Origin of the sequence: Streptomyces albofaciens JCM 4342, assembly GCF_008634025.1 — a bacterium.
Taxonomy (GTDB): domain Bacteria; phylum Actinomycetota; class Actinomycetes; order Streptomycetales; family Streptomycetaceae; genus Streptomyces; species Streptomyces albofaciens.
The window spans coordinates 2837755-2863517 of record NZ_PDCM01000002.1 but is presented as its reverse complement, the minus strand read 5'-3'; the positions used below and the strand labels follow the sequence as shown (position 1 = coordinate 2863517).

General features: G+C 72.5%; 18 protein-coding genes. 11 read left to right on the top strand and 7 right to left on the bottom strand.

The window, feature by feature from the left end; translation table 11 throughout:
• Positions 1-63: 63 nt before the first annotated feature.
• The 3 genes from CP973_RS32335 to CP973_RS32325 all read right to left on the bottom strand — a co-directional run bounded on the left by CP973_RS32335 (position 64) and on the right by CP973_RS32325 (position 5104).
• Positions 64-756, bottom strand: coding sequence for a response regulator (locus CP973_RS32335; RefSeq protein ID WP_150247371.1), 693 nt, complete (start codon positions 754-756; stop codon positions 64-66).
• A 154-nt stretch (positions 757-910) separates the two neighbouring features.
• Positions 911-2557, bottom strand: coding sequence for a M4 family metallopeptidase (locus CP973_RS32330; protein WP_150247370.1), 1647 nt, complete (start codon positions 2555-2557; stop codon positions 911-913).
• A gap of 282 nt (positions 2558-2839) precedes the next feature.
• Positions 2840-5104 carry a M4 family metallopeptidase gene (locus tag CP973_RS32325; RefSeq protein ID WP_150247369.1) on the bottom strand — a complete coding sequence of 755 codons (2265 nt, stop codon included), beginning with the start codon at positions 5102-5104 and terminating at the stop codon, positions 2840-2842.
• A 626-nt stretch (positions 5105-5730) separates the two neighbouring features.
• Here CP973_RS32325 and CP973_RS32320 point away from each other — a divergent pair.
• Together CP973_RS32320 and CP973_RS32315 are read left to right on the top strand one after the other, a co-directional pair.
• Positions 5731-6237 carry a DinB family protein gene (locus tag CP973_RS32320; RefSeq protein WP_150247368.1) on the top strand — a complete coding sequence of 169 codons (507 nt, stop codon included), beginning with the start codon at positions 5731-5733 and terminating at the stop codon, positions 6235-6237.
• 195 nt (positions 6238-6432) lie between these two features.
• The gene (locus CP973_RS32315) at positions 6433-8052 is read left to right on the top strand and encodes a carboxylesterase/lipase family protein (RefSeq protein ID WP_150247367.1); all 1620 of its coding nucleotides are present in this window, start codon (positions 6433-6435) and stop codon (positions 8050-8052) included.
• Positions 8053-8165: 113 nt separating this feature from the next.
• On the opposite strand, the gene rox is transcribed toward CP973_RS32315, so the two are convergent.
• Entirely contained in the window at positions 8166-9593 is a 1428-nt protein-coding gene (rox, locus tag CP973_RS32310) for a rifampin monooxygenase (RefSeq protein ID WP_150247366.1), read from the bottom strand.
• Positions 9594-9970: 377 nt separating this feature from the next.
• Here rox and CP973_RS32305 point away from each other — a divergent pair, with 377 nt between their 5' ends.
• A complete protein-coding gene (locus tag CP973_RS32305) occupies positions 9971-11149 on the top strand; it encodes an SGNH/GDSL hydrolase family protein (RefSeq protein WP_150247365.1) in 1179 nt (392 codons plus the stop codon).
• 364 nt (positions 11150-11513) lie between these two features.
• On the opposite strand, the gene CP973_RS32300 is transcribed toward CP973_RS32305, so the two are convergent.
• The 3 genes from CP973_RS32300 to glgX form a co-directional block, all read right to left on the bottom strand.
• On the bottom strand, positions 11514-13547 hold the full coding sequence (locus tag CP973_RS32300) for an ABC transporter ATP-binding protein (RefSeq protein ID WP_150247364.1): 2034 nt from the start codon (positions 13545-13547) through the stop codon (positions 11514-11516).
• Positions 13544-15442: an ABC transporter ATP-binding protein gene (locus CP973_RS32295; RefSeq protein ID WP_244410153.1), complete on the bottom strand. Its 1899-nt coding sequence runs from the start codon at positions 15440-15442 to the stop codon at positions 13544-13546. Before CP973_RS32295 ends, CP973_RS32300 begins: the two co-directional genes overlap by 4 nt.
• Before the next feature lie 83 nt (positions 15443-15525).
• On the bottom strand, positions 15526-17760 hold the full coding sequence (gene glgX, locus CP973_RS32290) for a glycogen debranching protein GlgX (RefSeq protein WP_150250585.1): 2235 nt from the start codon (positions 17758-17760) through the stop codon (positions 15526-15528).
• Between the two features lie 478 nt (positions 17761-18238).
• On the opposite strand from glgX, the gene CP973_RS32285 reads away from it, so the two are divergent.
• From CP973_RS32285 to CP973_RS40250, 8 genes are all read left to right on the top strand, one after another.
• A complete protein-coding gene (locus CP973_RS32285) occupies positions 18239-19426 on the top strand; it encodes a L,D-transpeptidase (RefSeq protein ID WP_150247363.1) in 1188 nt (395 codons plus the stop codon).
• A gap of 282 nt (positions 19427-19708) precedes the next feature.
• Positions 19709-20872 (top strand): L,D-transpeptidase, encoded by a 1164-nt coding sequence (locus CP973_RS32280; protein ID WP_150250583.1) that lies wholly within the window; start codon positions 19709-19711, stop codon positions 20870-20872.
• An 81-nt stretch (positions 20873-20953) separates the two neighbouring features.
• Entirely contained in the window at positions 20954-21721 is a 768-nt protein-coding gene (locus tag CP973_RS32275) for an enoyl-CoA hydratase/isomerase family protein (RefSeq protein ID WP_150247362.1), read from the top strand.
• A gap of 275 nt (positions 21722-21996) precedes the next feature.
• Positions 21997-22539, top strand: a complete 543-nt coding sequence (locus tag CP973_RS32270) for an ATP-binding protein (RefSeq protein WP_150247361.1) — start codon at positions 21997-21999, stop codon at positions 22537-22539.
• 608 nt (positions 22540-23147) lie between these two features.
• Positions 23148-23678 carry a hypothetical protein gene (locus tag CP973_RS32265; protein WP_150247360.1) on the top strand — a complete coding sequence of 177 codons (531 nt, stop codon included), beginning with the start codon at positions 23148-23150 and terminating at the stop codon, positions 23676-23678.
• 63 nt (positions 23679-23741) lie between these two features.
• Positions 23742-24626 carry a DsbA family protein gene (locus CP973_RS32260; protein ID WP_150247359.1) on the top strand — a complete coding sequence of 295 codons (885 nt, stop codon included), beginning with the start codon at positions 23742-23744 and terminating at the stop codon, positions 24624-24626.
• Positions 24623-25453: a cytochrome c biogenesis CcdA family protein gene (locus tag CP973_RS32255; RefSeq protein ID WP_150247358.1), complete on the top strand. Its 831-nt coding sequence runs from the start codon at positions 24623-24625 to the stop codon at positions 25451-25453. The genes CP973_RS32260 and CP973_RS32255 overlap by 4 nt, the downstream gene beginning before the upstream one ends.
• Before the next feature lie 121 nt (positions 25454-25574).
• A complete protein-coding gene (locus tag CP973_RS40250) occupies positions 25575-25739 on the top strand; it encodes a DUF5993 family protein (RefSeq protein ID WP_167538552.1) in 165 nt (54 codons plus the stop codon).
• Positions 25740-25763: the final 24 nt, after the last annotated feature.

The window sequence follows — 25763 nt, the reverse complement described above, 5'->3', positions numbered from 1 at the left end:
CCTCGCCGACCGGGCCCGTCCGGCGCCCCTGCCGAAAGTAAGGAAAGCGCCGCCGGACGCGGCTCACGCGCCCTGGACCAGCCCCGCCTCGTAGGCGAGGATCGCCGCCTGCACCCGGTTCTTCAGGCCCAGCCGGGCCAGGATGGCGCTGACGTACGCCTTGACCGTGCCCTCGACGAGGTACAGCCGCGCGGCGATCTCCGCGTTCGACAGCCCGGCGCCGACCAGGGCGAGCACCTCCCGCTCCCGTCCGGTCAGCTGCTCGGTACGGGACCGCGCCGCGGCCGCCTTCCCCAGCGCCGCGCCGCCGCCGAACTGGCTGATGACGCGCCGGGCCACGGACGGCGAGAGGTAGGCGCCGCCCTCGGCGGCGGCCTGCACCCCGGTGATCAGTTCGCGCGGGTCGCCGGTCTTCAGCAGGAAGCCGCTGGCGCCGGTGCCGAGGGCACCGGCCACGTACTCGTCCTCGGAGAAGGTCGTCAGCATCACCACGGCGGTCTCCGGCAGCACCTGGCGCAGCTCGGCCGCGGCACCCAGTCCGTCCAGCCGCGGCATCCGGATGTCCAGCAGACACACGTCGGGCCGGTGCCGCAGTGCCAGCTCCACCGCCGCCCGCCCGTCCGCCGCCTCCGCGACCACCTCGATGCCGGGCGCGGCCCCGAGGATGGCCCGCACCCCGGCGCGGATCATGGCTTCGTCGTCCGCCAGCAGCACCCGAACGGGCCCGCCGGGCCGTTCACCCCCGAGATCGGTCATACGGTCACCCTAGCCAGCCGCTCGGCGCCGGCCGCCGCCGGGCACATGGAAGGGCGGTGTCCGAAGGGAGGTTGGGAGCCTCCGGACACCGCCCGGTCGTGGGGACACGCTGCCCCGGGAGGAACGGCCGTCGGGGGGACGGCCGGTGCCGTCCCTACTTCACCGCGACGCCCGTCCAGGCCGCCTCGACGCCCTTGACCTCGGCGCTGTCCGCGCCGAACAGGTCGGTGGCCGCCTTGACGGTCGCCTCGCGGGCGCCCTTGTAGTCGGTGTTCGAGGTCATGTACGTGGTCAGGGCCTTGAACCAGATCTTCTCGGCCTTGTCCCGGCCGATGCCCTCGACCTTCTTGCCGTCCGCGGTCGGGCTGTCGTACTTGACGCCGCCGATCTCCTTGGCGCCGCTGCCCTCGGACAGGAGGTAGAAAAAGTGGTTGGCGATGCCGGAGGAGTAGTGCACGTCGACGTTGCCGGCGTCCGGGGTCCAGCTGTCCAGGGACTGGCCGTCCTTGGAGGGCTTGTCCATGTAGCGCAGCGGCTTGCCGTCACCGGCGATGTCGATCTTCTCGCCGATCAGGTAGTCGCCGGCGTCCTCCTTGTTCTTGGCGAAGAACTCGACGGAGGTGCCGAAGATGTCGGAGGTGGCCTCGTTCAGGCCGCCGGACTCGCCGCTGTAGGTGAGGTTGGCGGTGGCCGAGGTGACACCGTGGCTCATCTCGTGCGCCGCGACGTCGATCGAGGTGAGCGGCTTCTTGTTGCCCTCACCGTCGCCGTACGTCATGCAGAAGCAGCTGTCGTCCCAGAACGCGTTGGAGTAGTTCTGGCCGTAGTGGACGCGCGAGGTGGCGCCCTTGCCGTCGCCCTTGATGCCCGCGCGGCCGTGCACGGTCTTGTAGTAGTCCCAGGTCAGCTGGGCACCGTAGGCGGCGTCGACGGCGGCGGTCTCGGGGTCGTCGGCCTTGCCGTTGCCCCACTTGTCGTCCTTGTTGGTGAACAGCTTGCCCTCGCCGCTCTGGCTGCCGTTCAGGTTGAACGTCGAGTGGCCGCCGCGCGAGTCGTCGGTCAGCTCGTAGCCGTCGCCGCCCTTCTTCGTGCCGATCTCGACCGAGCCGCTGTAGGCGCTGGTGCCCGCGCCGTTCTCGATGCCCTGGTACTGGAAGATCTTCTTGCCGGTGTTGGCGTCGGTGATGACGTGCAGCTGGTTGGGCGTGCCGTCCTTCTGGAAGCCGCCGACCACCGTGTCGTACGCGAGGACCGGCTTGCCGGAGGCGGCCCAGACGACCTTCTTGGGCGTCACGGCGGCGGCCTGCTTGGCGCCGAAGGACTTGGCGGTGCCCTGCGCGGCCTGCGCGGCGGCCTTCGGGGCGACCTTGGGGGTGGTGGAGGCGACGGCGATCTTCGCGCTGCTGGCCTTGGTGGTGCTCTTGACGGCACCGTCCTTGGCGCGGTGCACGATCAGGTCGCCGCCGAGGACCGGCAGTCCGGCGAAGGTGCGGTCGTAGCGGGTGTGGGTGGTGCCGTCGGCGTCCTTGACGACGTCCTTGACGACGAGCTTCTCCTGGGCGCCCAGGCCCAGTTCCTGCGCCGCCCGCGCCTTGGTGGCGCTCGCGTCGCGCAGCAGTTCCGCGCGGTGCGAGGCGGTCATCTTGACGGGCGAGGCCGCCGCGGCGGTGCCGGTGGTTCCGGAGGGCGCCGTGGGGGAGGCGCCCGCGGTACCGGCCGTGACGGCCGCGGCTATCAGGGCGCCGGCCGCCGCCAGGGAAACGCCGGTGATACGTGCTCTACGGGAAATGTGGGGGGACACGCGTGCTCCTTCGACTTTGCCAAGGGTGGGGGTGCAAAGCGATGCGGGTGTGACTTGAGGGGGAAGACTGCCATTCGAACGCGTGCATGTCAGGACGTGGTCGCCAAGTTGGCTGGAAATCGTCCGTAGAGCGAACATCACTGTTCGTATAGCGGAGTTGTACCCAACGGAACGGGCGCCGCCCCCTGGGAGGGGACGACGCCCGGTGAACTGCTCGATCCCGCGCGGTGGTTGGGCCGTGAGCGGCCCGCCCTCAGGTCGGCGGGCTGCCGCCCGGTTGGCTCAGAACGTCAGCTTCCAGCTGTTGATGTAGCCGCTGTCCTGCTGGTAGACGTCCCGGACCCGCAGGTTCCAGGTGCCCTCCGCCTTCTCGGAGGAGGCGTTGACGGTGTACGTGGCCTTCACGTTCTCCGCCGAGTCGGCCGCGTTGGAGTTCTTCAGCCGGTAGGCGGTGCCGTCCGGGGCCACCAGGTCGATCACCAGGTCGCCGCGGTAGGTGTGCACGATGTCCACGTCCACCTTCAGGGCGCTCGGCGCGTTGCCGGCCCGGGTGACCTTGACCGGCGAGTTGACCGCGCTGCCCGCGTCCGGGATCTGCACGTCGTCGGTGTTCTCGAAGACGTCACCGCCGCCGGCCGGGTTCACGGTCCAGGTGAAGCTGGTGGTGCCGGTCTTGTTGGCGGAGTCGGTGACGGTGACCGTCACGCTGCTGGTGCCCGCGGTGGTCGGGGTGCCCGAGATCAGCCCGGAGTCCTGGTTGATGCTCAGCCCGGCCGGCAGCCCGGTGGCCGCGTACTTCAGCGCGCCCGCGTTGCTGCTGGTGGCCTTGATCTGGAGGCTGGCGGGCTGGCCGACGGTGCTGGTCTGGTTGCCCGGGTTGGTGACGCTGACCCCGGAGTCCGGGACGCGCTGGCCGACGTTGACCGCCGCCCAGGTGTTGGCGACCGTGTTGTACGTGGCGCTGCCCTGGCCGAACAGCTCGGCGGCGGCGGACAGTGTCGCGGTGCGGGCCGCGGCGTAGTTGGTGTTCGCGCTCATGTACTTGGTCAGCGCCGAGAACCAGATCTTCTCGGCGTTGGCCCGGCCGATGCCGGGCACCGGCAGGTTGTCGTAGGTCGGGCTGTCGTAGTGGACACCGTTGATGTCCTTGGGCCCGCTGCCCTCGGACAGCAGATAGAAGAAGTGGTTGGCGACGCCGGAGGAGTAGTGGACGTCGACGCCACCGATGCCGGAGTACCAGTAGTCCTTGGAGCGGCCGTCCTTGCTGGGCTTGTCCATGTAGCGCAGCGGCGTGCCGTTGCCGTTGATGTCGATTTCCTCGCCGATGAGGTAGTCACCGACGTCGTTGGGGTTGTTGGCGTTGAACTCGACGGCGGTGGCGAAGATGTCCGAGGTGCCCTCGTTCAGGCCGCCCGGCTCGCCGCTGTAGGTGAGGTTGGCGGTGGCCGAGGTGACGCCGTGGGTCATCTCGTGGGCCGCCACGTCGATGGAGGTCAGCGGCTTGACGTTGCCGCTGCCGTCGCCGTACGTCATGCAGAAGCAGCTGTCCTGCCAGAACGCGTTGACGTAGTTGTTGCCGTAGTGCACCCGGCTGTACGCGCCGACGCCGTCGCCCCTGATGCCACTGCGGCCGTGTACGTTCTTGTAGTAGTCCCAGGTCAGCGCCGCGCCGTAGTGGGCGTCCACACCGGCCGTCTGGGCGTTCTGCGGGGTGCCGTCACCCCACACGTCGTCCGGGTCGGTGAACAGCGTGCCGGTGCCGGAGGTGCCGCGGTTGAGGTTGTAGGTCTTGTGGTTGCCGCGGGTGGTGTCGGTCAGCGTGTACGAGGGCGCGGTGCCCAGGGTGACCTGGCCGCTGTACATGCTGTTGCCGGTGCCCTCCTGGACGCCCTGCCACTCGGCCAGCTTCTCGCCGGTGGTGGCGTTGGTGACGACGTGCAGCTCGTTGGGCGTGGTGCCGTCCTCCTGGACGCCGCCGACGACCGTCTCGTACGCGAGGAACGGCTTGCCGTCGGCGACCCAGATCACCTTGCGGGGCTCCCGGGCGTCGGACTTCTTGGCGCCCTGCGCCTGCGACGCCTTGAGCGCCTTCTGCTCCGCCGCGGCGGGCCCGACCTTCGCGGTGGTGGTCGGCACGTCGAGCTGCGAGCGCACCGCCTTGGTGACGCCGCGCACCTTTCCGTCCGCCCGGTGCACGACCAGGCCGCCGCCGAGCACCGGCAGACCCGCGTACGTGCGCTCGTAACGGGTGTGCAGACTGCCGTCGGCGTCCTTGACGACGTCCCTGACGACCAGCTTCTCCTTCGGGCCGAGCTTGAGCTGCCGGGCCGTCTCCGCGGCGCCGGCCGTGGCCTTCCGCAGCAGTTCCGCACGCTGCGCCGGGGTCAGTTTCGCGGGCAGCGCGCCCGGGTCGGGCTGCGCGTGGACCTGGCCGGGCCGGGGTGTGGCGGCCGTGCCGGCGCCTGCTTGCACGCTGACGGTCAGCATCGCGGCCATGGCGACCACGGCGCCGGTCGCGACGGCGCGCCGATGGGGGGTGCGTCTCACACTGACTCCTTCTGCGGAGGCCGCGACCGGAGGGGGTGCGGCCGAGGGGGACCGGGCGGCGGGTGGCCGTCCGGGCAGAGCGAGGCAGAACACGTGGAACGTGTGGGGGGTGGCACCAGGTGCGGGTGGGCCGGGCGCTTCGAGCGACGAGCGGGCCGTGGGCGCGGAGTGGTGCGTTGTGGGGCTCCGTGCAACGGATGCGGGGAAGAGTGCCACCCGGGTGGCCTGATTGTCAGGAGCCGGTCAATACTTTGGCCGGAAACCGTCCGTAGAGCGGGGGGCCGGGTCCGTATACAGGACGTGACCGTACGTCCAACCCCACCCGCCCCGGGCGACTGCCAGGGTCCCGCCGGAAGCTGCCGCCCCGCCCGGGAACCGGCCGATCAGCAGGTGGCCGCCGCCCCCGCGCACCCGTCCGGCTCCCCCGTTCCGGGGCCTATACACGCTCCGCACGCGGCCCGATCCCACGCCCGGGCGCGAGGCGCCGACTTCGGCCACCCGCGGAGCCCCGTCCCGTACGGGAAGCGGGTGGGTTCGTCGCGTACGCGGGTGGGTCGTCCCGTACGGAAAGCGGATGCGGCGGCACGGCGCGGCGGGCAGGATCGGCGCGGTCGAAAGGAAACACCATGACCACCGAACGGCCCCGGCCGCCGATGCGCGCCGGCGAGCGCGAAACCCTGCGCGGCTACCTCGACTTCCACCGCGCCACGCTCGCCATGAAGTGCGACGGCCTCTCCGACGAGGAACTGCGCAGCCGGTCCATGCCGCCGTCCACGCTGTCCCTGCTCGGCCTCGTCCGGCACCTGGCGGAGGTGGAGCGCACCTGGTTCCGGCGGGTGATCAACAAGGAGGACATCCCGCTCGTATGGTCGCCGGACGGCGACTACCAGGCGGCGTACGAACCCGGCACGGCCACCCGCGCCGACGCGTTCGACGCCTGGCGCACCGAGGTCGGGCACGCCCGCCGCATCGAACGCGCCGCGCCCTCCCTGGACGTGACCGGCCACCAGCCCCGCTGGAACGCCGAGGTGTCCCTGCGCACCGTGATGCTCCACGTCACCCTCGAATACGCCCGTCACAACGGCCACGCCGACTTCCTGCGCGAGGGGATCGACGGGGTGGTGGGGGCCTGAGGAGCGGACGGGGAACGCCCGGCGGTGGCGCGCGCCGCCCGGGCCGTACCGCCCCACCTCCGCCGACCCGCCCCGGCCGTACCGCCCCACCCGTAAATGGCTGGCGCCGGCCCGGTACACGGCGGGACGATTCCGGACAGCGGGGCCTCCGTACGTACCTGGGCCCGTGTGCCGTCGCCCGGAGGGGGAGCCTTGATGAACGGTGCAGTGTCCGTTCCGCCTGATCCGCCCGATCCGTCCGAGTCACGCGAGCCGTCCGGCCCCGCGCCGGAAGCCCGTACGGCGCCGGAAGCCCGTACGGCGCCCGAAGTCGGTGCCGCGCCCGAAGTCCGCACCGCGGCCGGTGCGGTGCGCGGCAGCCTGGAGGCGGGCGTGGCCGTCTTCCGCGGCATTCCGTTCGCCGAGGCCCCGGTCGGGGAGCTGCGGTTCGCCGCGCCGCGGGCGGCACCCGGGTGGGACGGAGTGCGCCCGGCCCTGTCGTACGGGCCACCGCCGCCGCAGGGCGGCCACTTCGGTATGGAGGCGCTGTGCCAGGGCGCCACCGACGACTGGCTGACGCTCAACGTCTGGACGCCCGAGCCGGGCCCGGGCGCGGGGCTGCCGGTGATGGTGTGGATCCAGGGCGGCGCCTACACGATCGGCACGTCGGCCCTGCCCGAGTACGACGGAGGCCGTCTGGCCCGGGCCGGTGTCGTTGTGGTGACGTTCAACTACCGGGTGGGACTTGAGGGCTTCGGGCAGTTCACGGGGGCGCCCGCCAACCGGGGCCTGCTCGACCAGATCGCCGCCCTGGAATGGGTCCGGGAGAACATCCGGGCCTTCGGCGGCGCCCCGGACCGGGTCACCGTCTTCGGCCAGTCGGCGGGCGGCGGGTCGGTCGCCGCGCTGCTGGCCATGCCGCGTGCGGCCGGGCTCTTCGGCCGGGCCGTCGCACAGAGCGTGCAGGGTACGTTCCTCTCGCCGGAACTGGCCGCCGACGTCGCCACCGCCTGCGCCGCCGAACTGGGACTGAAGCCGACGGTGAGCGACCTGCGCACGGTGGCCCCGGCCCGGCTGTCCGCCGCCGGTGACACGGTCGGCGCCGCGCTGGACCGGCACGCGCGCCGCTGGGGCGTCGCCGCCCACCGGTCCCTGCCGGTCGCACCGGTCGTCGAGGGCGACACGCTGCCGGCCACGCCGTGGCAGGCCCTGGCCGGCGGCGCCGCCCGCGGCATCCCGCTCCTCGTCGGCCACACCCGTGACGAACAGCGGCTGTTCACCGTGATCGACGGCCTGCTCGGCCAGGTGACGCCGGAGCAGGCCGCGACCGCGCTGCGCGACTTCGGCCCCGGCCCGGACGGGCCACGCCGCTACCGGGCCGGCTGCCCGGCCGCCGGCCCGGACGAGCTGTACGAACGGGTCCACTCCGACCGGCTGTTCCGCATGCCGAGCCTCCACCTCGCCGAGGCCCGCGCCGCGGCGGGCGGCCGGGTCCACGTCTACGAGCTGACCTGGCGGGCCCCCGGCCTGGACGGCGCCTTCGGCGCCTGCCACGGCCTCGACGTCCCCCTCGTCTTCGGCAATCTGGACCGCGGACAGCCCGCCGTACTGATCGGAGACCAGCCCTCCCCGGAGGCGGCGGCGCTGTCGGCCCGGATGCGCGCCGCGTGGACGGCGTTCGCCACCCACGGCGACCCCGGCTGGCCCGCGTACGACACCGGCCGGCGCCTCGTCCAGCTCTTCGACGTCCGGCCGGCCGTCACCGCCGACCCGGAGCGCACCTCCCGCCTCATCTGGCAGGACCACACCTTTTCCCCGATCGCCCTGCGGCCCTGACACCCGGCCCGGCCGCGGGACCCTGAACCGGGCGGAAGCGGACGGGCAGCGGGCCGCGGCCGCGCGGGCACGCCGGTCCGGAGCGGACCGCCCGCGCGACCACGGCCCCGCGCTCAGCCGGCGGCCGCGCCGAACCACTTCGGCAGCGCGGCGGCCAGCTCCCGCTGGTCCTCACCGGCCCACGCCACGTGCCCGTCCGGCCGCAGCAGCACCGCGGGCACGTCCAGCTCCTCGCTGACGTCCACGACGTGGTCGACCCGGTCCGCCCAGCCCGCCACCGACAGACGGCCGGTCTGGTCGAGCAGCAGCCCGCGGCCGCGGTGCATCAGCTCGTAGAGCCGCCCCCGCTTCAGGGCCACGTCCCGCAGCCGCCGGCCGAGGAGTTCATGGCCCTCGCCGAAGTCGTAGTGGACCGAGACCGCGGTGATCTTCTCGATCAGGTACCGGTTCACCTCCTCGAACTCCATCAGCTCCGTCAGCAGCCGGCGCACCGACCGGGGGCCGGGCTCGGTGGACATCAGCAGCACCTGCGCGCGGGTGTTGTCCAGGACGGCGGCGGCCACCGGATACCGCTCGGTCTCGTAGCTGTCCAGCAGCCCCTCCGGTGCCCAGCCGCCGATCTCGGCGGCCAGCTTCCAGCCGAGGTTGAACGCGTCCTGGATGCCGAGGTTCAGGCCCTGGCCGCCGGTCGGCGGGTGGATGTGCGCCGCGTCCCCGGCCAGCAGCACCCGGCCGTCCCGGTAGCGCTCGGCCTGCCGGGTGGCGTCGCCGAAACGGGAGAGCCAGCGCGGCGAGTGCACGCCGAAGTCGGTGCCGGCGGTCACCCGCAGCTGCCGCTTGAACTCCTCGAACGTGGGCGGCACCGAGCGGTCCTCCGCCACCCCGTCGGCGGGCACGATCACGCGGTACACCCCGTCTTCGAGGGGCATGGCGCCGAACCACAGCTGTGTCTTGCGGACTTCGGTCATCACGGCCGTCAGCTCGTCCTGCGACGCGGTCAGCGCCATCTCGCCCAACAGCGTGTCGCGCCGGCTCGGTTCGCCGGGGAAGCCGATGCCGAGCAGCTTGCGCACCGTACTGCGCCCGCCGTCACAGCCGACGACGTAGCGCGAGCGCAGCTCGCCCGCACCGGCGGTCTCGACGGTCACCCCGTCCGCGTCCTGGTGCAGCCCGGTCACCTCGCAGCCGCGCCGGATCTCGGCGCCCAGCTCGATCGCGTGCTCGGTCAGCAGGCGCTCGGTGGCGGTCTGCACGATGCCGAGGACGTATCCGTGCGCGGTGTCCATCCGCTCGGGCCACGACTTGCTGATGCCGGCGAAGAAGCCGCCGACCTCGTACCGCTTGCCGAGCGCGAGGAAGCGGTCCAGCAGACCGCGCTGTGCCATCACCTCGATGCTGCGCACGTGCAGGCCGAGCGCGCGGACCACCTTGGTCGGCGCCGGCTCCTTGTCCAGTACGAGTACGTCCACACCTTGCAGCCGCAGTTCGGCGGCCAGCATCAGGCCGGTCGGCCCGGCGCCGACCACGATCACGTCCCTCACGGAAACCCCCATGCACACGCCGACAAAAGCGTGCGTAGTTCGCGAACCCGCATTTCTCGCAGGTTCTGCCCTTGGCCGACGATTCTGCGCCACCACCGGGGCCTTGCCGCAAGCCCCCCGGTGTGCTATAGGTTAGGAGTGGCAGGGAGAGGGCGTTCTCCTTGCCTTTTTTCTTGCTCTCCGGCTCTCCGGCTCTCCGGCTCTCTTGCTCTCCGGTTTTCTTCGTTCTTCCGCGGGCTGCGTGTCGGATGGCCCGCCGTCGCTCAGCCGGCGATTTCCCGGTGGCTGCCGTCAACGACTGAGCCGCGCCCGCTCGTTGGAGGGGCTTTGGGGTCGGGAAAGCGTATTGCTTCTCTTTGCTGAGGATTCAACAGAGTATGAATCCTTCTTGGGGCCGACGGGGCCTGGTGGCCGTGGCCGTTGCGGCGGGAGCCGCCCTGTGCACGGCAGGCAGTACGCCGACAAGTGCCGCACACCCGCGCAGCAGGGCCGCGGACACGCCGTGGGTGGTGTCGCTGGGCGACAGCTTCATCTCCGGAGAGGGGGGTCGCTGGGCAGGCAATAGCAACGAAAGCGCCGACGGTTACGCGGGCACCGATCGCGCCTTCACCTCCGCCACGAACACGACCGACCCGCACCGGGTGTACGGCACGTCCTACGACCACGGCTGCAACCGCTCGGACAGCGCCGAGGTCAACTCCGCAAGCGTGCACGGCAATCGGCTCAACCTGGCCTGCTCAGGCGCCACGTCCACCGCGATCCTGCTGCCCGAGAACGGCGGGAGCCCCTTCAAGACCGAACCCTCCCAGGCCCGGCAACTCCAGAACGCCGTGACCGGCCACCCGGTCCGCGCGGTCGTCGTCTCCATCGGCGGCAACGACCTCGGTTTCGAGGGCGTCATCACCTCCTGCGCCAAGAACTTCGTCAAGCCGATCGGAGCCGACCCCTGCGCCCCGACCACGGCGCCGAAGGTCAGGGACCGGCTGCCCGCGATGCGCACCGCGGCCGTCAAGGCGCTGGCCGACATCACGACCGCCATGGACCGGGCAGGCCACCCGAAGGGCAGCTACCGTCTGATCCTTCAGTCCTACCCCTCGCCCCTTCCCGACGGTGCGCGGGTGCGCTACCCGGGAGAGAAGTACGACCGCCTGACACAGGGTGGCTGCCCCTTCTTCGACAAGGACCTCACCTGGGCCCATGACGAACTCGTCCCGGAGATCAGCACCAGCCTCGCTGCCGCCGCCCGCACGGGAGGCGCGGAGTTCCTCGACCTGTCCCGCGCCTTCGAAGGCCGGGAGGTCTGCTCCAAGAGCAGCGTCCAAGCCGGCCCCGGCCAACGGCCGTCGGGCCGAACGAGCGAATGGGCCCGCTTCGTGACCACCGGCGCCGGTCAGGGACAGCGCCAGGAGTCCATGCATCCCAACTACTACGGCCAGCTCGCCCTCGGCACCTGTCTGGGCCTCCAGCTCGACCAGGGCCGGGGCAACCGCTCCTGCGTCAACAGCCCGGGCGCCGGCCCCGACCAGATGCGCTTGCGGCCGGTCCCCTCTGCATGACGCGTCCGCACCGGTCCCGGGCGTTGCGATCAAGGCCCTCCGTCGTACGGCGGGAATGCCGGTGACGAGTGAGGTTTGATCTGCCGGCTTCAGCCGGGGCCCACACCGGCGGTCGGCGGCCATGGACGGAAGCACTGTTCACCGCTTCCGTTCCCGCCGACCGCCGACCATTGCCTTGGGCCCGGCCCGTTCGCCATGCCCGTTCGCCGTCCCCTGCGGGCGGTCCGGGTGCCGGGGCCAATGTTGCCGCCCTTGCCGAACGCAGAACCGGAAGCGACCAAGGCCGGGGACGCAGTCGCCTTCCTTAGGTACGGAACCGAAGCGCTCATGTGCGGCGAGGCCGATCACCCGGCACGCCCTCCCCTCACACCACGCTCTCCCGCCACGCCTCGTGCAGCTCCGCGAACCGGCCCCGGCCGGCGATCAGTTCGGAGGGTGAGCCGTCCTCGACGATGCGGCCCTCGGACATGACCAGGACCCGGTCGGCCGTCTCGACCGTGGACAGGCGGTGGGCGATGACCACTGCCGTACGGCCGCGCAGGACCGTGTCCATGGCGCGCTGGACCGCGCGCTCACCGGGGATGTCCAGTGAGCTGGTCGCCTCGTCGAGGATCAGTACGGCCGGGTCGGCGAGCAGGGCGCGGGCGAAGGCGACGAGCTGGCGCTGGCCGGCGGATATTCGGCCGCCGCGCTTGCGTACGTCGGTGTCGTAGCCGTCCGGCAGGGCCGCGATGAAGTCATGGGCGCCGATGGCGCGCGCGGCCCGCTCGATCTCCTCGCGGGTGGCGTCGGGGCGGCCGATGGCGATGTTCTCGGCGACCGTGCCGGAGAAGAGGAACGCCTCCTGGGTGACCATCACCACCGCGCGCCGCAGGTCGGCGGTGGACAGGTCGCGCAGGTCCACGCCGTCCACGCGGACGAGGCCCTCCGTGGGGTCGTAGAACCGGGCCAGCAGTTTGGCCAGGGTGGACTTGCCGGCGCCGGTGGAGCCGACGACGGCGACGGTCCGGCCCGCGGCGAGCGTCAGGTCGAAGCGCGGCAGCACCTCGCCGCCGGTGCGGTAGGCGAAGCGGACGCCCTCGAAGACGACCTCGCGGCCCGGCCGGGAGCCGGGCCGCTCCGGGAGCGGCTGCGGCTCGGCGGGCTCCGGGACGCTCGGGCGCTGGGCGAGCAGCCCGGCGATCTTCTCCAGCGAAGCGGCGGCGGACTGGTAGGAGTTGAGGAACATGCCCAGCCGGTCGATCGGGTCGTACAGACGGCGCAGATACAGCGCCGCGGCCGCCAGGACACCCAGCGCCAGGCCGCCGGAGGCCACGCGGTACGCGCCCCACAGGACGAGCGCGGCCACCGCGACGTTGGCGACCAGGCGCGAGGAGACCACATACCGGGCCATTTCCAGTATCGCGTCGCCGTTGACACGCCCGTGGCGGCCGTTCAGGCGGGCGAACGCGGCGTCGTTGGGGCGCTCGCGCCGGAACGCCTGCACCGGCCGGATGCCGTTGACCGTCTCGGTGAACTTCACGATCACGGCTGCCATCGCCGAGGACTTCTCGCTGTAGACCCGGCTCGACCGGCGCCGGAAGGAGCGTACGAGCAGGTAGAGCGGACCCGCGGTGGCCACCGCGGCGGCGCCCAGGCCCCAGTCGAGGTAGAGCAGCGTCGCCGTGATGTAGACCGTGGCCAGGACGATGGAGACCAGCTCCTGGAGGCCTTCGTTCAGCAGCTCGCGCAGCGCTTCCACGTCGGTGGTCGCGCGGGAGATCAGCCGGCCGGAGGTGTAGCGCTCGTGGAAGTCCAGGCTCAGCGCCTGGCCGTGCCGGAAGATCCGGCCCCGCAGGTCGAGCAGCACGTCCTGGCTGATCCGCGCGGCGAGCCGGATGAAGACGTACTGGAGGCCGCCGGAGGCCGTGGCACACAGCAGATAGGCCGCGGCCACGGCGATGAGCGGGCCGTGCCGGTCCTCGCGCAGGGCGGGTACGGCGTGGTCGATGGCGAAGGCGACCAGCAGCGGCCCGGCCTGCACGGCGGCCTGCTGGAGCAGCAGGAGGACGCTCGCCACCCAGACACGGCCGGTGTGCGGTCGCAGCAGCGACCCCAGGAGGGAGCGGGAGGCGCCCTTGGCGGTGGGCAGGATGTCCCGCTCGAAGGGGTCGGAACCGGCGGCGGCCGGGGGAGGGGTGGGCGGCGGGGGTGCGGCGTCGTCCTCCGGCGCCGCCGCACCCGTGGTCGTATGGCGGTCGTTGTTCGGTGGGCTGCTTGGGGGCGTATGGCGGTCGTTGTTCGGTGGGCCGTCTGTGGTCGTATGGCGGTCGCTGTTCGGTGCGCCGCCCGTGGTCGTACGGCCGCCGTCGTCCGACGTGCCGCCCGTGGCCGTACCGGCATCCGTGCTCGTGGTCATCGCACGCTCTCCCCTTGGCGTCGGACGGCGCTCCCGTCGTCCGCGGCGCCGGACATCAGCGCCGCGTACTCGGCGTTCTCCCGCAGCAGTTGGTGGTGGGTGCCGATGGCGGCGATGCGTCCGCCGGACAGCAGCGCCACCCGGTCGGCGAGCAGGACCGTGGACGGGCGGTGCGCCACGACCAGGGCGGTGGTGGTCGCCAGCACCTGCCGCAGCGCGGCCTCGACCAGCGCTTCGGTGTGCACGTCCAGCGCCGACAGCGGGTCGTCCAGGACCAGGAAGCGCGGTCTGCCGACCACCGCGCGGGCCAGCGCGAGCCGCTGCCGCTGCCCGCCGGACAGGCTCAGCCCCTGCTCGCCGACCTCGGTGTCACGGCCGTCGGGCAGCGCGTCCACGAATCCGTCGGCCTGGGCGACGCGCAGCGCCCGCAGGAGATCGTCCGGACCGGCGTCGGCCCCGCCCATCAGCACGTTCTCCGCCACGGTCGCGGAGAACAGCGTCGGCTCCTCGAAGGCCACCGCCACCCGGGCCCGCAGCTCGTCGCGGGTCAGCGTCCTGATGTCCGTGCCGTCCAGGGTGATACGGCCGCCGGTGACGTCGTGGAGCCGGGGGACGAGCGCGGTGAGCGTGGTCTTGCCGCTGCCGGTCGCGCCGACCAGGGCCAGCGTCTCGCCGGGGCGGATGCGCAGGTCGATGCCCTGGAGGGTGGGCGGGGACCCCGCGGGCGCGTCCGGGTAGCGGAAGGTGACGTCGTGGAAGGCGAGGCCCGCCGCTTCCGGGGCGGGGGCGGCCGGTGCGGCACCGGCCGCGGGTCTGCCGCGGGGCGCCGCGCGTGCGTCGTCCCGGTCCGCCACCGGCGTGTCCAGCACCTCGAAATACCGGTCGGTGGCCGCCGCCGCGTCGTTGCTCATCGCCAGCAGGAAGCCGATCGACTCCACCGGCCACATCAGGGCCAGCGCGGTGGACAGGAATGCGACGAGGGTGCCGGCCGACAGGTCGCCGTCGGCCACCTGGACCGTGCCGAGCACCAGCGCCGCCCCGATGGCCAGCTCCGGCAGCGCGTTGATGAAGGCCCACAGGGTGGCCAGCAGCCGGGCCTTGCGCAGCTCGGTCGTGCGCAGCCGGGCCGTCAGCGCCCGGAACGCCCGGGCCTGGCTGCGGTGCCGGCCGAAGCCCTTGATGATCCGGATGCCGAGGACCGACTCCTCCACGACCGTGGTCACGTCGCCGACCTGGTCCTGGGCCCGGCGCGCGGCGATCGCGTACCGCGCCTCGAAGACCGAGCAGAGCACGATCAGCGGCACGATCGGGGCCAGCAGCACCAGCCCCAGCGACCAGCGCTGGACCAGCAGGATCACGCAGCCCACCACGATCGTGGTGGCGTTGACGAGCAGGAACGTCAGCGGGAAGGCCAGGAACAGGCGCAGCAGTTGCAGGTCAGTGGTGCCCCGGGAGAGCAGCTGGCCGGAGGACCAGCGGTCGTGGAAGGCGACCGGCAGACGCTGCACGTGCCGGTACAGGCGGTCGCGCAGCGCGGCCTCGACGCCCGCCAGCGGGCGCGCCACCAGCCACCGCCGCAGCCCGAACAGGCCCGCCTCCGCGAGGCCGAGCAGGAGCAGGTACCCGCCGCCCAGCCACGCCCCGGCCGGGTCCCGGTCCGCGATCGGCCCGTCCACCAGCCACTTGAGGACGAGCGGGATGACCAGCCCGATGCAGGACGCGAGGATCGCCACGAACGCCGCCGTGAACAGCCGCGCCCGCACCGGCCGGACGAACGGCCACAGCCGCAGCAGGGAGCGCACGGCGGAGCGCCGGGGCTCCGGACGCCGCGCGGTGGCGGGGTCGCGGGCGGGGTCGTCGGTCCGGGGGCTCGTCACCTTCGCTGTCTCGGCCATCGGGACCGAGAGTACGGCGCGCCACTGACATCACTCACCGGGTTTTCGCCGCGCCGCGCGGGGCGGTTGGGGCGGGCGGGACGTCAGTCCGGCACCACGCGCAGCAGCAGCACCGACCGCTCGGGCACGGTGAGCCGGGTGCCGGCGGGCGTCGTCGTCCCGGGCGGCCCGTCCTGGTCCTCGCGTGAGGTGTCGACGACCAGCTCGTACGCGTCGGCCCAGGGCGGCCCGGGGAGCGTGAAACCGGCCGGGCGGTGGCCGGCGTGCAGCACGGCGAGGAAGCTGTCGTCGAGGACCGGGCGGCCGTCGGGGCCGCGCTGCGGGATGTCCGTACCGGAGAGGTACATGCCGAGCGTCGGGGTGGGCGCATACCAGTCCGCCTCGGTCATCTCGGTGCCGCGCGGGGTGAACCAGGCCAGGTCGCGCAGGCCGTCGGGGCGCTGCGGGCGGCCGGAGAAGAACGCGCGGCGGCGCAGTACGGGATGGTCGCGGCGCAGCGCGATCAGCCGGGACGCGAGCGTGGCCAGCGCCCGCCAGCCCGGGTCCGCCGGCAGCGACCAGTCCACCCAACTGGTCTCGTTGTCCTGGCAGTACGCGTTGTTGTTGCCGCCTTGCGTACGGCCCATCTCGTCGCCCGCGACGAACATCGGCACGCCGGTGGACAGCAGCAGCGTGGTGATCATGTTGCGCAGCTGGCGGCGGCGCAGCGCCCGGATCCCGGCGTCGTCGGTCTCGCCCTCCGCGCCGCAGTTCCACGAGCGGTTCCCGTCCGTGCCGTCGCGGTTGCCCTCGCCGTTGGCCGCGTTGTGCTTGTGCCCGTACGAGACCAGGTCGCGCAGGGTGAAGCCGTCGTGCGAGGTGATGAAGTTGACCGAGGCGTACGGGCGGCGGCCGCCCCACGCGTACAGGTCGCTGGACCCGGAGAGCCGGTAGCCGAGGTCCCGTACGTCCGGGAGCGCGCCGCGCCAGAAGTCGCGCACGGTGTCGCGGTAGCGGTCGTTCCACTCCGTCCACAGCGGCGGGAACGCGCCGACCTGGTAGCCGCCGGAGCCGACGTCCCAGGGCTCGGCGATCAGTTTGACGCGCCGCAGCACCGGGTCCTGGGCGATCACCGCGAGGAACGGCGAGAGCATGTCCACGTCGTGCATGGAGCGGGCCAGGGCCGCCGCCAGGTCGAAGCGGAAGCCGTCCACGCCCATCTCGGTGACCCAGTAGCGCAGCGAATCGGTGATCAGGCGCAGCACGTTGGGCTGGACGACGTGCAGGGTGTTGCCGCAGCCCGAGTAGTCGGCGTAGCGCCGCCCGCCGTCCGCCAGACGGTAGTAGCCCCGGTTGTCGATGCCCCGGAAGGACAGCGTGGGGCCCAGCTCGCTCGCCTCGGCGGTGTGGTTGTAGACCACGTCGAGGACGACCTCGATACCGGCGTCGTGCAGGGCCCGTACCATCCGCTTGAACTCGCCGACCTGCTGTCCGCGGGTGCCGGTGGCGGCGTAGGCGGCGTGCGGGGCGAAATAGCCGATGGAGTTGTAACCCCAGTAGTTGCGCAGTCCGCGGCGCAGCAGGTGGTCCTCGTGGGCGAACTGGTGCACCGGCATCAGCTCGACGGCGGTCACGCCGAGGCGTACGAGGTGGGATATCGCGGCCGGGTGCGCCAGGCCCGCGTACGTGCCGCGCAGCTCCTCCGGGATGTCCGGGTGGCGCCGGGTGAACCCGCGCACGTGCAGTTCGTACAGGACCGTGTCGGACCACGGCGTCTTGGGCCGGCGGTCGTCCATCCACTCGTCCCCGCCGTCCTCCGGGTCCTCGTCGCCGACCACGACGCCCTTGGGGACGTACGGGGCCGAGTCGCGGTCGTCGCGCACGGTGTCGGCGACGTGCTGCTGCGGCCAGTCGCGGACGTGCCCGTACACCTGGGCGGGCAGCGTGAACTCGCCGTCCACCGCGCGCGCGTAGGGGTCGAGCAGCAGCTTGGCCGGATTCCAGCGGGCGCCGGTCCACGGGTCCCAGCGGCCGTGCACCCGGTAGCCGTAGCGCGTGCCCGGCCGGACGCCGGGCAGGAAGCCGTGCCAGATCTCGTGCGTCAGCTCGGTGAGCGTGTGCCGGATCTCGCGGTCCTCGTCGTCGAAGAGGCACACCTCGACGGACTCCGCGCCGCCCGCCCACAGGGCGAAGTTGGTGCCCGCCACGCCGTCGGGGCCCGTCCGGAAGCGGGCCCCGAGAGGCTGCGGGCTGCCGGGCCGGACCGGTACGGGCGGTGGCGCCGCGCGGATGTCCGCGTCCGGCGCGGCGGACGGGCCGGCCTCCCGGGCGGGGGGCACGCGGACCCGGCGGCCGTTGACGGGCGCGGCGCCGTTCCCCGGCTCCGTGCCGCCGGCGGCGTCCGGGCCCTTCGTATCGGCGGGCCGTGCCGTACTGCCGGGGCCGCCGCGGCCGTGCTGTCCGCCGCGCCCGCCGTCCTCGCCCCGTACGTCCGGTACCGACTCCTGCTCGGGTGCGCTCGACACAGGGCAGCCTCCCGCGGCTCGGGCTCGGTCGGACGGGCCCGCGCGGCGTCCCGGCCGCGCACCCGGCCCGTCCTCCCATGGGTTCTTCCCGCAACGGGCCGCCGCCTCACGTTTCCTCCGCGCCGGGGGCCTCGTTGATCTGTCCGTGACCTATCGCGGCATGACATATCGGGACATGGGGCAGCGGATTCCCGTACGGCGGCCTTCCGGGCGGACCGCCCCGGTTCCGGCGACTCCGGTACGGCGTACGGCAGGGACCCGGCCGCCCCGCGGCGGCCGGGCGCCGTCCCCGGTGACGGCCGCCGCCCTGGCCCTCGCCGTCCTGACGGCAGCGGCGGCGCTGGCCGGCTGCGGGCTTCCCGACGCGGTGACCGGGGGCAAACCGCGCTCCCCCGAGGAGGCGATCCGGGTGTCGCCGGACGACGGCGCGAAGGACGTACGGCCCAGCGACCGCGTCGTGGTGCGGGTGCCGGACGGGCGTCTGGAACGGGTCGCGGTCAGCCGGGTCGAGGACGCCGGCAGTACGCCGGTGCCGGGCCGGATCGCCCCGGACGGCCTGAGCTGGCGCCCGTCCGGGCACGCCCGCCTGGTCCCGGCCGCCCGGTACACGGTGGACGCGGTGGCGCTGGACGGGCACGGCCGCCGCTCCGCCCGGCACACCACCTTCACCACGTACGTGCCCCCGCACCGCCTCGTGGGCTTCTTCACGCCCGAGCACGGCGCCACCGTCGGCACCGGCATGATCGTCTCGCTGGAGTTCAACCGGCCGGTCGCCGACCGGGCGGCCGTCGAGCGCGCCGTCTCGGTCACCGCCCGGCCCGCCACCAGGGTCACCGGGCACTGGTTCGGCGCCCGCCGCCTCGACTTCCGGCCGCGCACCCGCTGGCGGCCCGGTACGGAGGTCACGATGGAGCTGCGGCTGCGCGGCGTACGGGCGGCGCCCGGCGTGCTCGGCACCCAGCGCAAGACGGTCCGGTTCAGGATCGGCCGGGATCAGACCAGCCGGGTTGACGCGGCGGCGCACACGATGACGGTGTGGCGCGGCCGCCGTCGGCTGGCGACGCTCCCGGTGACCGCCGGCGGTCCCGGCAGTCCCACGTACAACGGGAAGATGGTGATCCTGGAACGGCACCCGGTGACCCGCATGGACGGGGACACGGTCGGGTTCGGCGGCGAGTACGACATCCCGGACGTGCCGCACGCCCTGCGCCTGACCACCTCGGGAACGTTCCTGCACGGCAACTACTGGGCGCCTCCGCGCACCTTCGGCGGCACCAACACCAGCCACGGCTGCATCGGGCTCCGGGACACCCAGGGCGGCGGCCCCGACACCCCGGCCGGCTGGTTCTACGAACGCTCGCTGGTCGGGGACGTGGTGGAGGTCGTGAACTCCCGGGACCGGACGGTGGCGCCGGACAACGGGCTCGGTGGCTGGAACATGCCGTGGCAGATGTGGCGCGCGGGCTCCGCGCTGCGGTGAAGGCGCGGAAAAACGGGGAGCGATCCGGCCGACTTCGGGGCGAACCGGACTCCCTTTCGTGCCATCCCGCCCCACGCCTACCACTTGAGGCCGAACGGTGACATCGCCGGGTGAAGCCACTGTCGGTGCGGTGTGGTTACCTATCGGCTGAGCGTGCGTGGGTAGACAGACGCGTACGGGGGATTGCGGGCCGTGCGAGGGAAAAAGGGGCCAGTCGTGAACGTGCAGCAGGGTCGGCCGGTGACGGGGGCGCGGCGGGCAGGGCCGCGCAGGAGCGGCGGGATGCTCGCGCTGCTGCTGGCGGCGCTGCTGATACTGGTCACCGCCTGCGGGGGCGGTGACGAGGACAAGCGCGGCGGGACCGATCCGGAGAAGCAGCCCTCCCGGGCCAGCGTAACGATCACGCCCAAGGACGGCGCCAAGGAGGTGGCCACCGACGGCGCCCTGAAGGTCAGCGCCGCACGGGGCCGGCTGACCTCGGTCAAGGTCGTGGACGACAAGGGCGCCCCGGTCGCGGGCAAGCTGAGCGGCGGCTCGGTCTGGCGGCCCACCGGCAAGCTGCGCGCCGCCACCACGTACAAGGTCGACGCCGTCGCGGTCGACGACCAGCTGCGCGAGTCGGCCCGGCACGCGACGTTCACCACCCTGGTGCCCAAGAACACCTTCGTCGGCCGGTACACCCCCGAGGACGGCCAGACCGTCGGCGTCGGCATGCCGGTCTCCGTCAACTTCACCCGGGGCATAACGGACCCGAAGCGGATCGAGCAGGCGATCAAGGTCACGGCGCAGCCCGCGGTGCCGATCGCGAGCCACTGGTTCGGCAACGACCGCCTCGACTTCCGCCCGGAGAAGTACTGGAAGCCCGGCACCAAGGTCACGGTCAGCATGGACCTCAAGGGCGTCGAGGGCCGGCCCGGCGTCTACGGCACGCAGAGCAAGCGCATATCCTTCACGATCGGCCGCAGCCAGATCAGCACGGTCGACGTCAAGGCGAAGGAGATGACCGTCGTCCGCGACGGCAAGAAGATCAAGACGATCCCGATCACCGCGGGCGGGCCGGGCACCGAGACCTACAACGGCCAGATGGTGATCAGCGAGAAGCACGAGGTCACCCGCATGAACGGGGAGACCGTCGGCTTCGGCGGCGAGTACGACATCGCCGACGTGCCGCACGCGATGCGGCTGTCCACCTCCGGCACGTTCATCCACGGCAACTACTGGTCCGGCCGCTCGACGTTCGGCTCCCGCAACGCCAGCCACGGCTGTGTCGGCCTCTACGACCAGCGCGGCGGCGGCGACAGCTCGACCCCGGCCGCCTGGTTCTACGCCAACTCGCTCATCGGCGACGTGGTCACGGTCAAGAACTCCCACGACGAGACCATCGCGCCGGACAACGGCCTGAACGTGTGGAACATGTCCTGGGAGAAGTGGCGCTCCGGCCGGTAGGGCCGGATGCGCGGCGGGCGGCCGGGGCCTTGACCGAAGGGCGCCGGTCCGCCCCGCGTTAACGCGGGCTAACCTGCCCCCATGACTGTGAACTTCGAGGTCGCCGAGGGCGTCGGCACCATCCGCCTGGACCGCCCGCCGATGAACGCACTGGACGTCGCCACCCAGGACCGGCTGCGCGAGCTGGCCGAGGAGGCCACCCGGCGCGACGACGTGCGCGCCGTCGTCGTCTGGGGCGGCGAGAAGGTCTTCGCCGCCGGCGCGGACATCAAGGAAATGCAGAACATGGACCACACGGCCATGGTCGAGCGTTCCAAGGCCCTTCAGGACTCCTTCACCGCCATCGCGCGCATCCCCAAGCCGGTGGTCGCCGCCGTCACCGGGTACGCGCTCGGCGGCGGCTGCGAGCTGGCGCTGTGCGCCGACTTCCGGATCGCCGCCGACAACGCCAAGCTCGGCCAGCCGGAGATCCTGCTCGGCCTGATCCCGGGCGCCGGCGGCACCCAGCGGCTGGCCCGGCTCGTCGGCCCGTCCAAGGCCAAGGACCTGATCTTCACCGGCCGCCAGGTCCGTGCCGACGAGGCGCTGTCCATCGGCCTGGTGGACCGCGTCGTACCGGCCGCCGAGGTCTACGAGCAGGCGCACGCCTGGGCGGCCCGGCTCGCGGCGGGTCCCGCCATCGCCCTGCGGGCCGCCAAGGAGGCCGTGGACGCGGGCCTGGAGACCGACATCGACACCGGCCTGACGATCGAACGCACCTGGTTCGCCGGGCTCTTCGCCACCGAGGACCGGGCGACCGGCATGCGCAGCTTCGTGGAGGAGGGGCCGGGCAAGGCCAAGTTCCGCTGATGCCGCCGTGGTTGACGGGGCCCCTGAGGTTCGGCCGACGGCCGATGCCTCGTGCGGGCGAATCGCGGGCCGCGCCGTCACGCCCCGGGAGGGGCCCCGTCCCCCGGTCCTCCAATCGGGTAGATACATCAGAACACCGCAGGTCAGCCGGGTTTCGGCCGCCTCACCACTGCCGTAGGCATATGCCGAATCGGTGTGCCGGATGCAGTGATTTCGGGCAGGGCATTCCGCCGGTTCCGCCTCCGTGACGCGGCGGTAACGGCCATGATGGGGGCATGGCGGGCCTCGAAGGAATGGAGCAGCCGCGGCCGCGGAGCGGCACGGCCGCCGCACGCTGGGGACTTCCCGGAGGTCTCCCGGGTGTGGGCGCGCAGGGCGGCCCGCCCGACGAGGACGACTTCGCCGCCAAGGCACTGGAACTGGTGGGTGACCCCACACTGGACGAGGTACGGATGCCCTCCCGCCCCGAATCCGCCTTCACCGCCCGCCGGCTGACCCAGTCCGTGCTCCTCGGACGGTGGTCCCTGTCGCCCCAACTGGCCGAGCACGCCGTCCTGTTGGTGTCCGAACTGGTCGGCAACGCGGTGCGGCACACCGGCGCGCGCACCTTCGGCCTGCGCATTCTGCGCCGCCGTGGCTGGATCCGTATAGAGGTGCGCGACCCCTCCCGCGGCCTGCCCTGCCTGATGCCCGTCCATGAGATGGACATCAGCGGCCGAGGCCTCTTCCTCGTGGACAAGCTCTCCGACCGGTGGGGCGTGGACCTGCTGCCGCGCGGCAAGACGACCTGGTTCGAGATGCGCGTCATCGACCGCTGAGTCGTCGAGGTGCGCGGTATCGACCGCTTGGCCTTCGAGGCGCGTGATATCGACCGCTTGGCCTTCGAGGTGCGCGGTACCGGCCGCTTGGCCTTCGGGGCGCGCGGTACCGGCCGCTGAACCGCCGTGCCGGCCCGCTCCGGCGGGCGTGCGGCGCGCCGAAACGCGACTGGGGCCCGCCCGCGGCGTACGCGGGGAAGGCCCCAGTGTCGACCGCCGCCGGGCGAAAGGGGTGTACCCGCGGGGTCTGGACGACCTTGGCCCGGGTCAATGGGGGGTCGCTGCACCGACTATGGCAGGCCGGTCGCGACCTTGCCAAAGGTGCAATTGTGGGCAGAGTGCATCGAAAGCACATCAATCGCAGGGCGATCCAAGGTGAGCTACAACACCAGCCTTGCATTTAGTGGTTAGGTAATCGATTCCCTCGATGGTTATGCGGCCAAGATCGTGGATGATGCAACCAGTTCCGGGACGGGGCGGCCGGTCGGTCGCGGACGGGCGGGCCTGGAATCCGTAGGATGGGCGGCTCACGCCGAGGACGCCGCCGGGACGCCGGACGGGCGCCCGCCGAAGGCGTCCGGACGAGCAAGCGGAAGGAGACCAGGGCCATGGAACGCGTACGCCGCTCGGCCGTCGCGACCCTGCTCCTTCTGCTCGCCGTCACCTTCGCGCCGCTGCTGTGCCGGGTGGGCGGCGTCCAGGCCGTACCGGCGGCGCGGGCCGCCGTGGCGCAGGGCGGGGTGCTGCAAGCTGCGATGGGGCAGGGTGGCGGCGGGGTACTGCGAGCGGCGCCGGCACAGGACGGTGTGGCACGGCCTGTCGTACCTGAGGACGGTGCGGCGCAGGATGTGGTGCCTCAGGCCGGGACGGCGCAGGCCGCCGACCGGGCCGTGTCCGGGCCGGCGGCCCACTACGCCGTGGCCCAGGCGCCCAAGAAGTGCTCCGGGCAGCACGCCCCCAGCCAGAGCGAGTCGGCCCCGGTGCCCGTCCCCAACCGGGGCGAGCCGCTGACGCCCGCCGCCACCGGCCCGGCGCCGCTCGCCGCCCACGCCCCCGCCTGCTTCGCGCTCGCCCGCCCGCCCACCGGAACGGCGTCCGCCACTGATCACACCGCGCTCCTGCCCGTACTGCGGATGTAGGCCGCTGCCCGCACGCACCGGCCCGACCCTCCCTTCTCACCCCAGTACGTCTGGAGCATCCGCATGCCCACTTCCGCCTCATCCGCCTCACCCACCCGCAAGATCGCCGCCATCGGCGCGGTGGTCGCCCTGGTGGTGGCGCTCGTCGCCATCGGCATCGCCGTCGGCAAGGCCGTCGAAGGCGGCTCGGACCGCGCCGCGGACACCCCCGGCGCCGCCGCCTCCGTCTCCCCCCAGCAGGACGACGACCAGCAGCAGCTGTACGACCAGCTCGCGCGGCAGACCAGCCGCCGCACGGACGGCGACCCGCTCGCCGTCGGCAAGAAGGACGCCCCGGTCGTCCTGGTCGAGTACGCCGACTACCAGTGCTCGTTCTGCGGGCGCTTCACCCGCGAGACCCAGCCCGAACTGATCAAGAAGTTCGTGGACGACGGCACCCTGCGCATCGAGTTCCGCAACTTCACCATCTACGGAGCCGACTCGGAGCGGGCCGCCCGCGCCTCGTGGGCGGCCGGCCGGCAGGGCAAGTTCTGGCAGATGCACGACGAGCTGTACGCCAAGACCAACAAGGGCAGCGCGCTCGCCGAGGACAAGCTCGTCGAGATGGCCCGCAAGAGCGGGGTGGCCGACCTCGACAAGTTCCGCGCCGACCTCAACAGCCCGGCCGCCGCTGCCGCCCTGAAGAAGGACCAGGAGGAGGGCTACCAGCTCGGTGTGCAGTCCACGCCGTCCTTCCTCGTCAACGGCCGTCCCGTCGCGGGTGCCCAGCCCACCGCCGTGTTCGAGCAGGCGATCAGGCAGGCGGCCGAGCAGGTCAAAAAGTCCGGCGCGGGCAAGGGCCAGGACTCCGGGAAGGACCAGAAGTCCGGAAAGAATCAGGAGTCCAACAAGGACCAGGACTCCGGGAAGGGCCAGGACTCCGGCAAGGCGGAGGAGCCGGCGAAGTGATGGACATCGGCTACCTGGCCGCCTTCCTGGGCGGCGCCCTCGCCCTGCTCAGCCCGTGCAGCGCCCTGCTGCTGCCCGCGTTCTTCGCGTACTCCCTGACCAGCCCCGGCCGGCTGCTGGCCCGTACCGGCATCTTCTACCTGGGCCTGGCCACCACGCTGGTCCCGCTCGGCGCGGCCAGCACGGCCGCCAGCCGGCTGTTCAACGGCCACCGGGACCTGCTCGTCGCCATCGGCGGCTGGGTGGTGATCGCGATGGGCGTCGCCCAGATCCTCGGCCTCGGCTTCGCCTTCAAGGGCGCCCAGCAGGCGGCGGCCCGGATCACCCCGCGCTCGGCCGTGTCCACGTTCCTGCTGGGCTGCGTCTACGGCCTCGCCGGCTTCTGCGCCGGGCCGATCCTGGGCGCGGTGCTGACGGTCACCGCGGTCAGCGGCTCGCCGGTCTACGGCGCCTCCATGCTCGCCGTTTACGCCCTGGGCATGGCCCTTCCGCTGTTCGTCCTCGCGCTGCTCTGGGACCGTTTCTCGCTGGGCAGCCGGGGCTGGCTGCGCGGCCGCGAATTCAGCGTCGGAAAACTGCGGCTGCACACCACGTCGCTGCTGTCCGGCCTCTTCTTCATCGGGATCGGCGTCCTGTTCCTCACCTTCAACGGAACCAGCGCGCTGCCCGGAATCCTCGACCCGGACGCGGAGATCCGGGTCGAGGAATGGGCCACCCGGATCGGCAATTCCGTACCGGATTTCGTCCTCGTCGCCCTGGCCGCGCTCGTCGTCGCGGCGGTGCTGGGCCGTATCGCGCTGCGCCCGGAGAAGAAGCGGGAGGACTGAGGCGTACGGCCCCGCCGCGGCCGGGTGACCGGCGGCGCGTACGGGGCCATCCGGCGCACGGGCGGTCCGGCACGGGATGTCGGACCGCCCGAACGCGTTCCGGGCGCTATTTTCACCGCCCATGGACACCCTCGTCTTCGCCGGCCTGCTGGTCGCGCTCCTGGCGGTCGTCGGCAACAAGGGCCGGGCCGTGGTGCTCGGATGGTGGTGGCTGATACTGGCCGCGACCCTCGCCCTGCTGGCCCACCACATCACGAGCAGCCTCGCGCTGTCCCTGCATTACTGACGCGATTACTGATGCGATCACTGA

Bases quoted from the DNA above. Each gene is read 5' to 3' on its own strand.
- CP973_RS32335 (WP_150247371.1), bottom strand. From the start codon at position 756: ATGACCGATCTCGGGGGTGAACGGCCCGGCGGGCCCGTTCGGGTGCTG.
- CP973_RS32320 (WP_150247368.1), top strand. From the start codon at position 5,731: ATGACCACCGAACGGCCCCGGCCGCCGATGCGCGCCGGCGAGCGCGAA.
- CP973_RS32315 (WP_150247367.1), top strand. From the start codon at position 6,433: ATGAACGGTGCAGTGTCCGTTCCGCCTGATCCGCCCGATCCGTCCGAG.
- CP973_RS32305 (WP_150247365.1), top strand. From the start codon at position 9,971: ATGAATCCTTCTTGGGGCCGACGGGGCCTGGTGGCCGTGGCCGTTGCG.
- CP973_RS32300 (WP_150247364.1), bottom strand. From the start codon at position 13,547: ATGACCACGAGCACGGATGCCGGTACGGCCACGGGCGGCACGTCGGAC.
- CP973_RS32295 (WP_244410153.1), bottom strand. From the start codon at position 15,442: ATGGCCGAGACAGCGAAGGTGACGAGCCCCCGGACCGACGACCCCGCC.
- CP973_RS32280 (WP_150250583.1), top strand. From the start codon at position 19,709: ATGCTCGCGCTGCTGCTGGCGGCGCTGCTGATACTGGTCACCGCCTGC.
- CP973_RS32275 (WP_150247362.1), top strand. From the start codon at position 20,954: ATGACTGTGAACTTCGAGGTCGCCGAGGGCGTCGGCACCATCCGCCTG.
- CP973_RS32270 (WP_150247361.1), top strand. From the start codon at position 21,997: ATGGCGGGCCTCGAAGGAATGGAGCAGCCGCGGCCGCGGAGCGGCACG.
- CP973_RS32265 (WP_150247360.1), top strand. From the start codon at position 23,148: ATGGAACGCGTACGCCGCTCGGCCGTCGCGACCCTGCTCCTTCTGCTC.
- CP973_RS32260 (WP_150247359.1), top strand. From the start codon at position 23,742: ATGCCCACTTCCGCCTCATCCGCCTCACCCACCCGCAAGATCGCCGCC.
- CP973_RS40250 (WP_167538552.1), top strand. From the start codon at position 25,575: ATGGACACCCTCGTCTTCGCCGGCCTGCTGGTCGCGCTCCTGGCGGTC.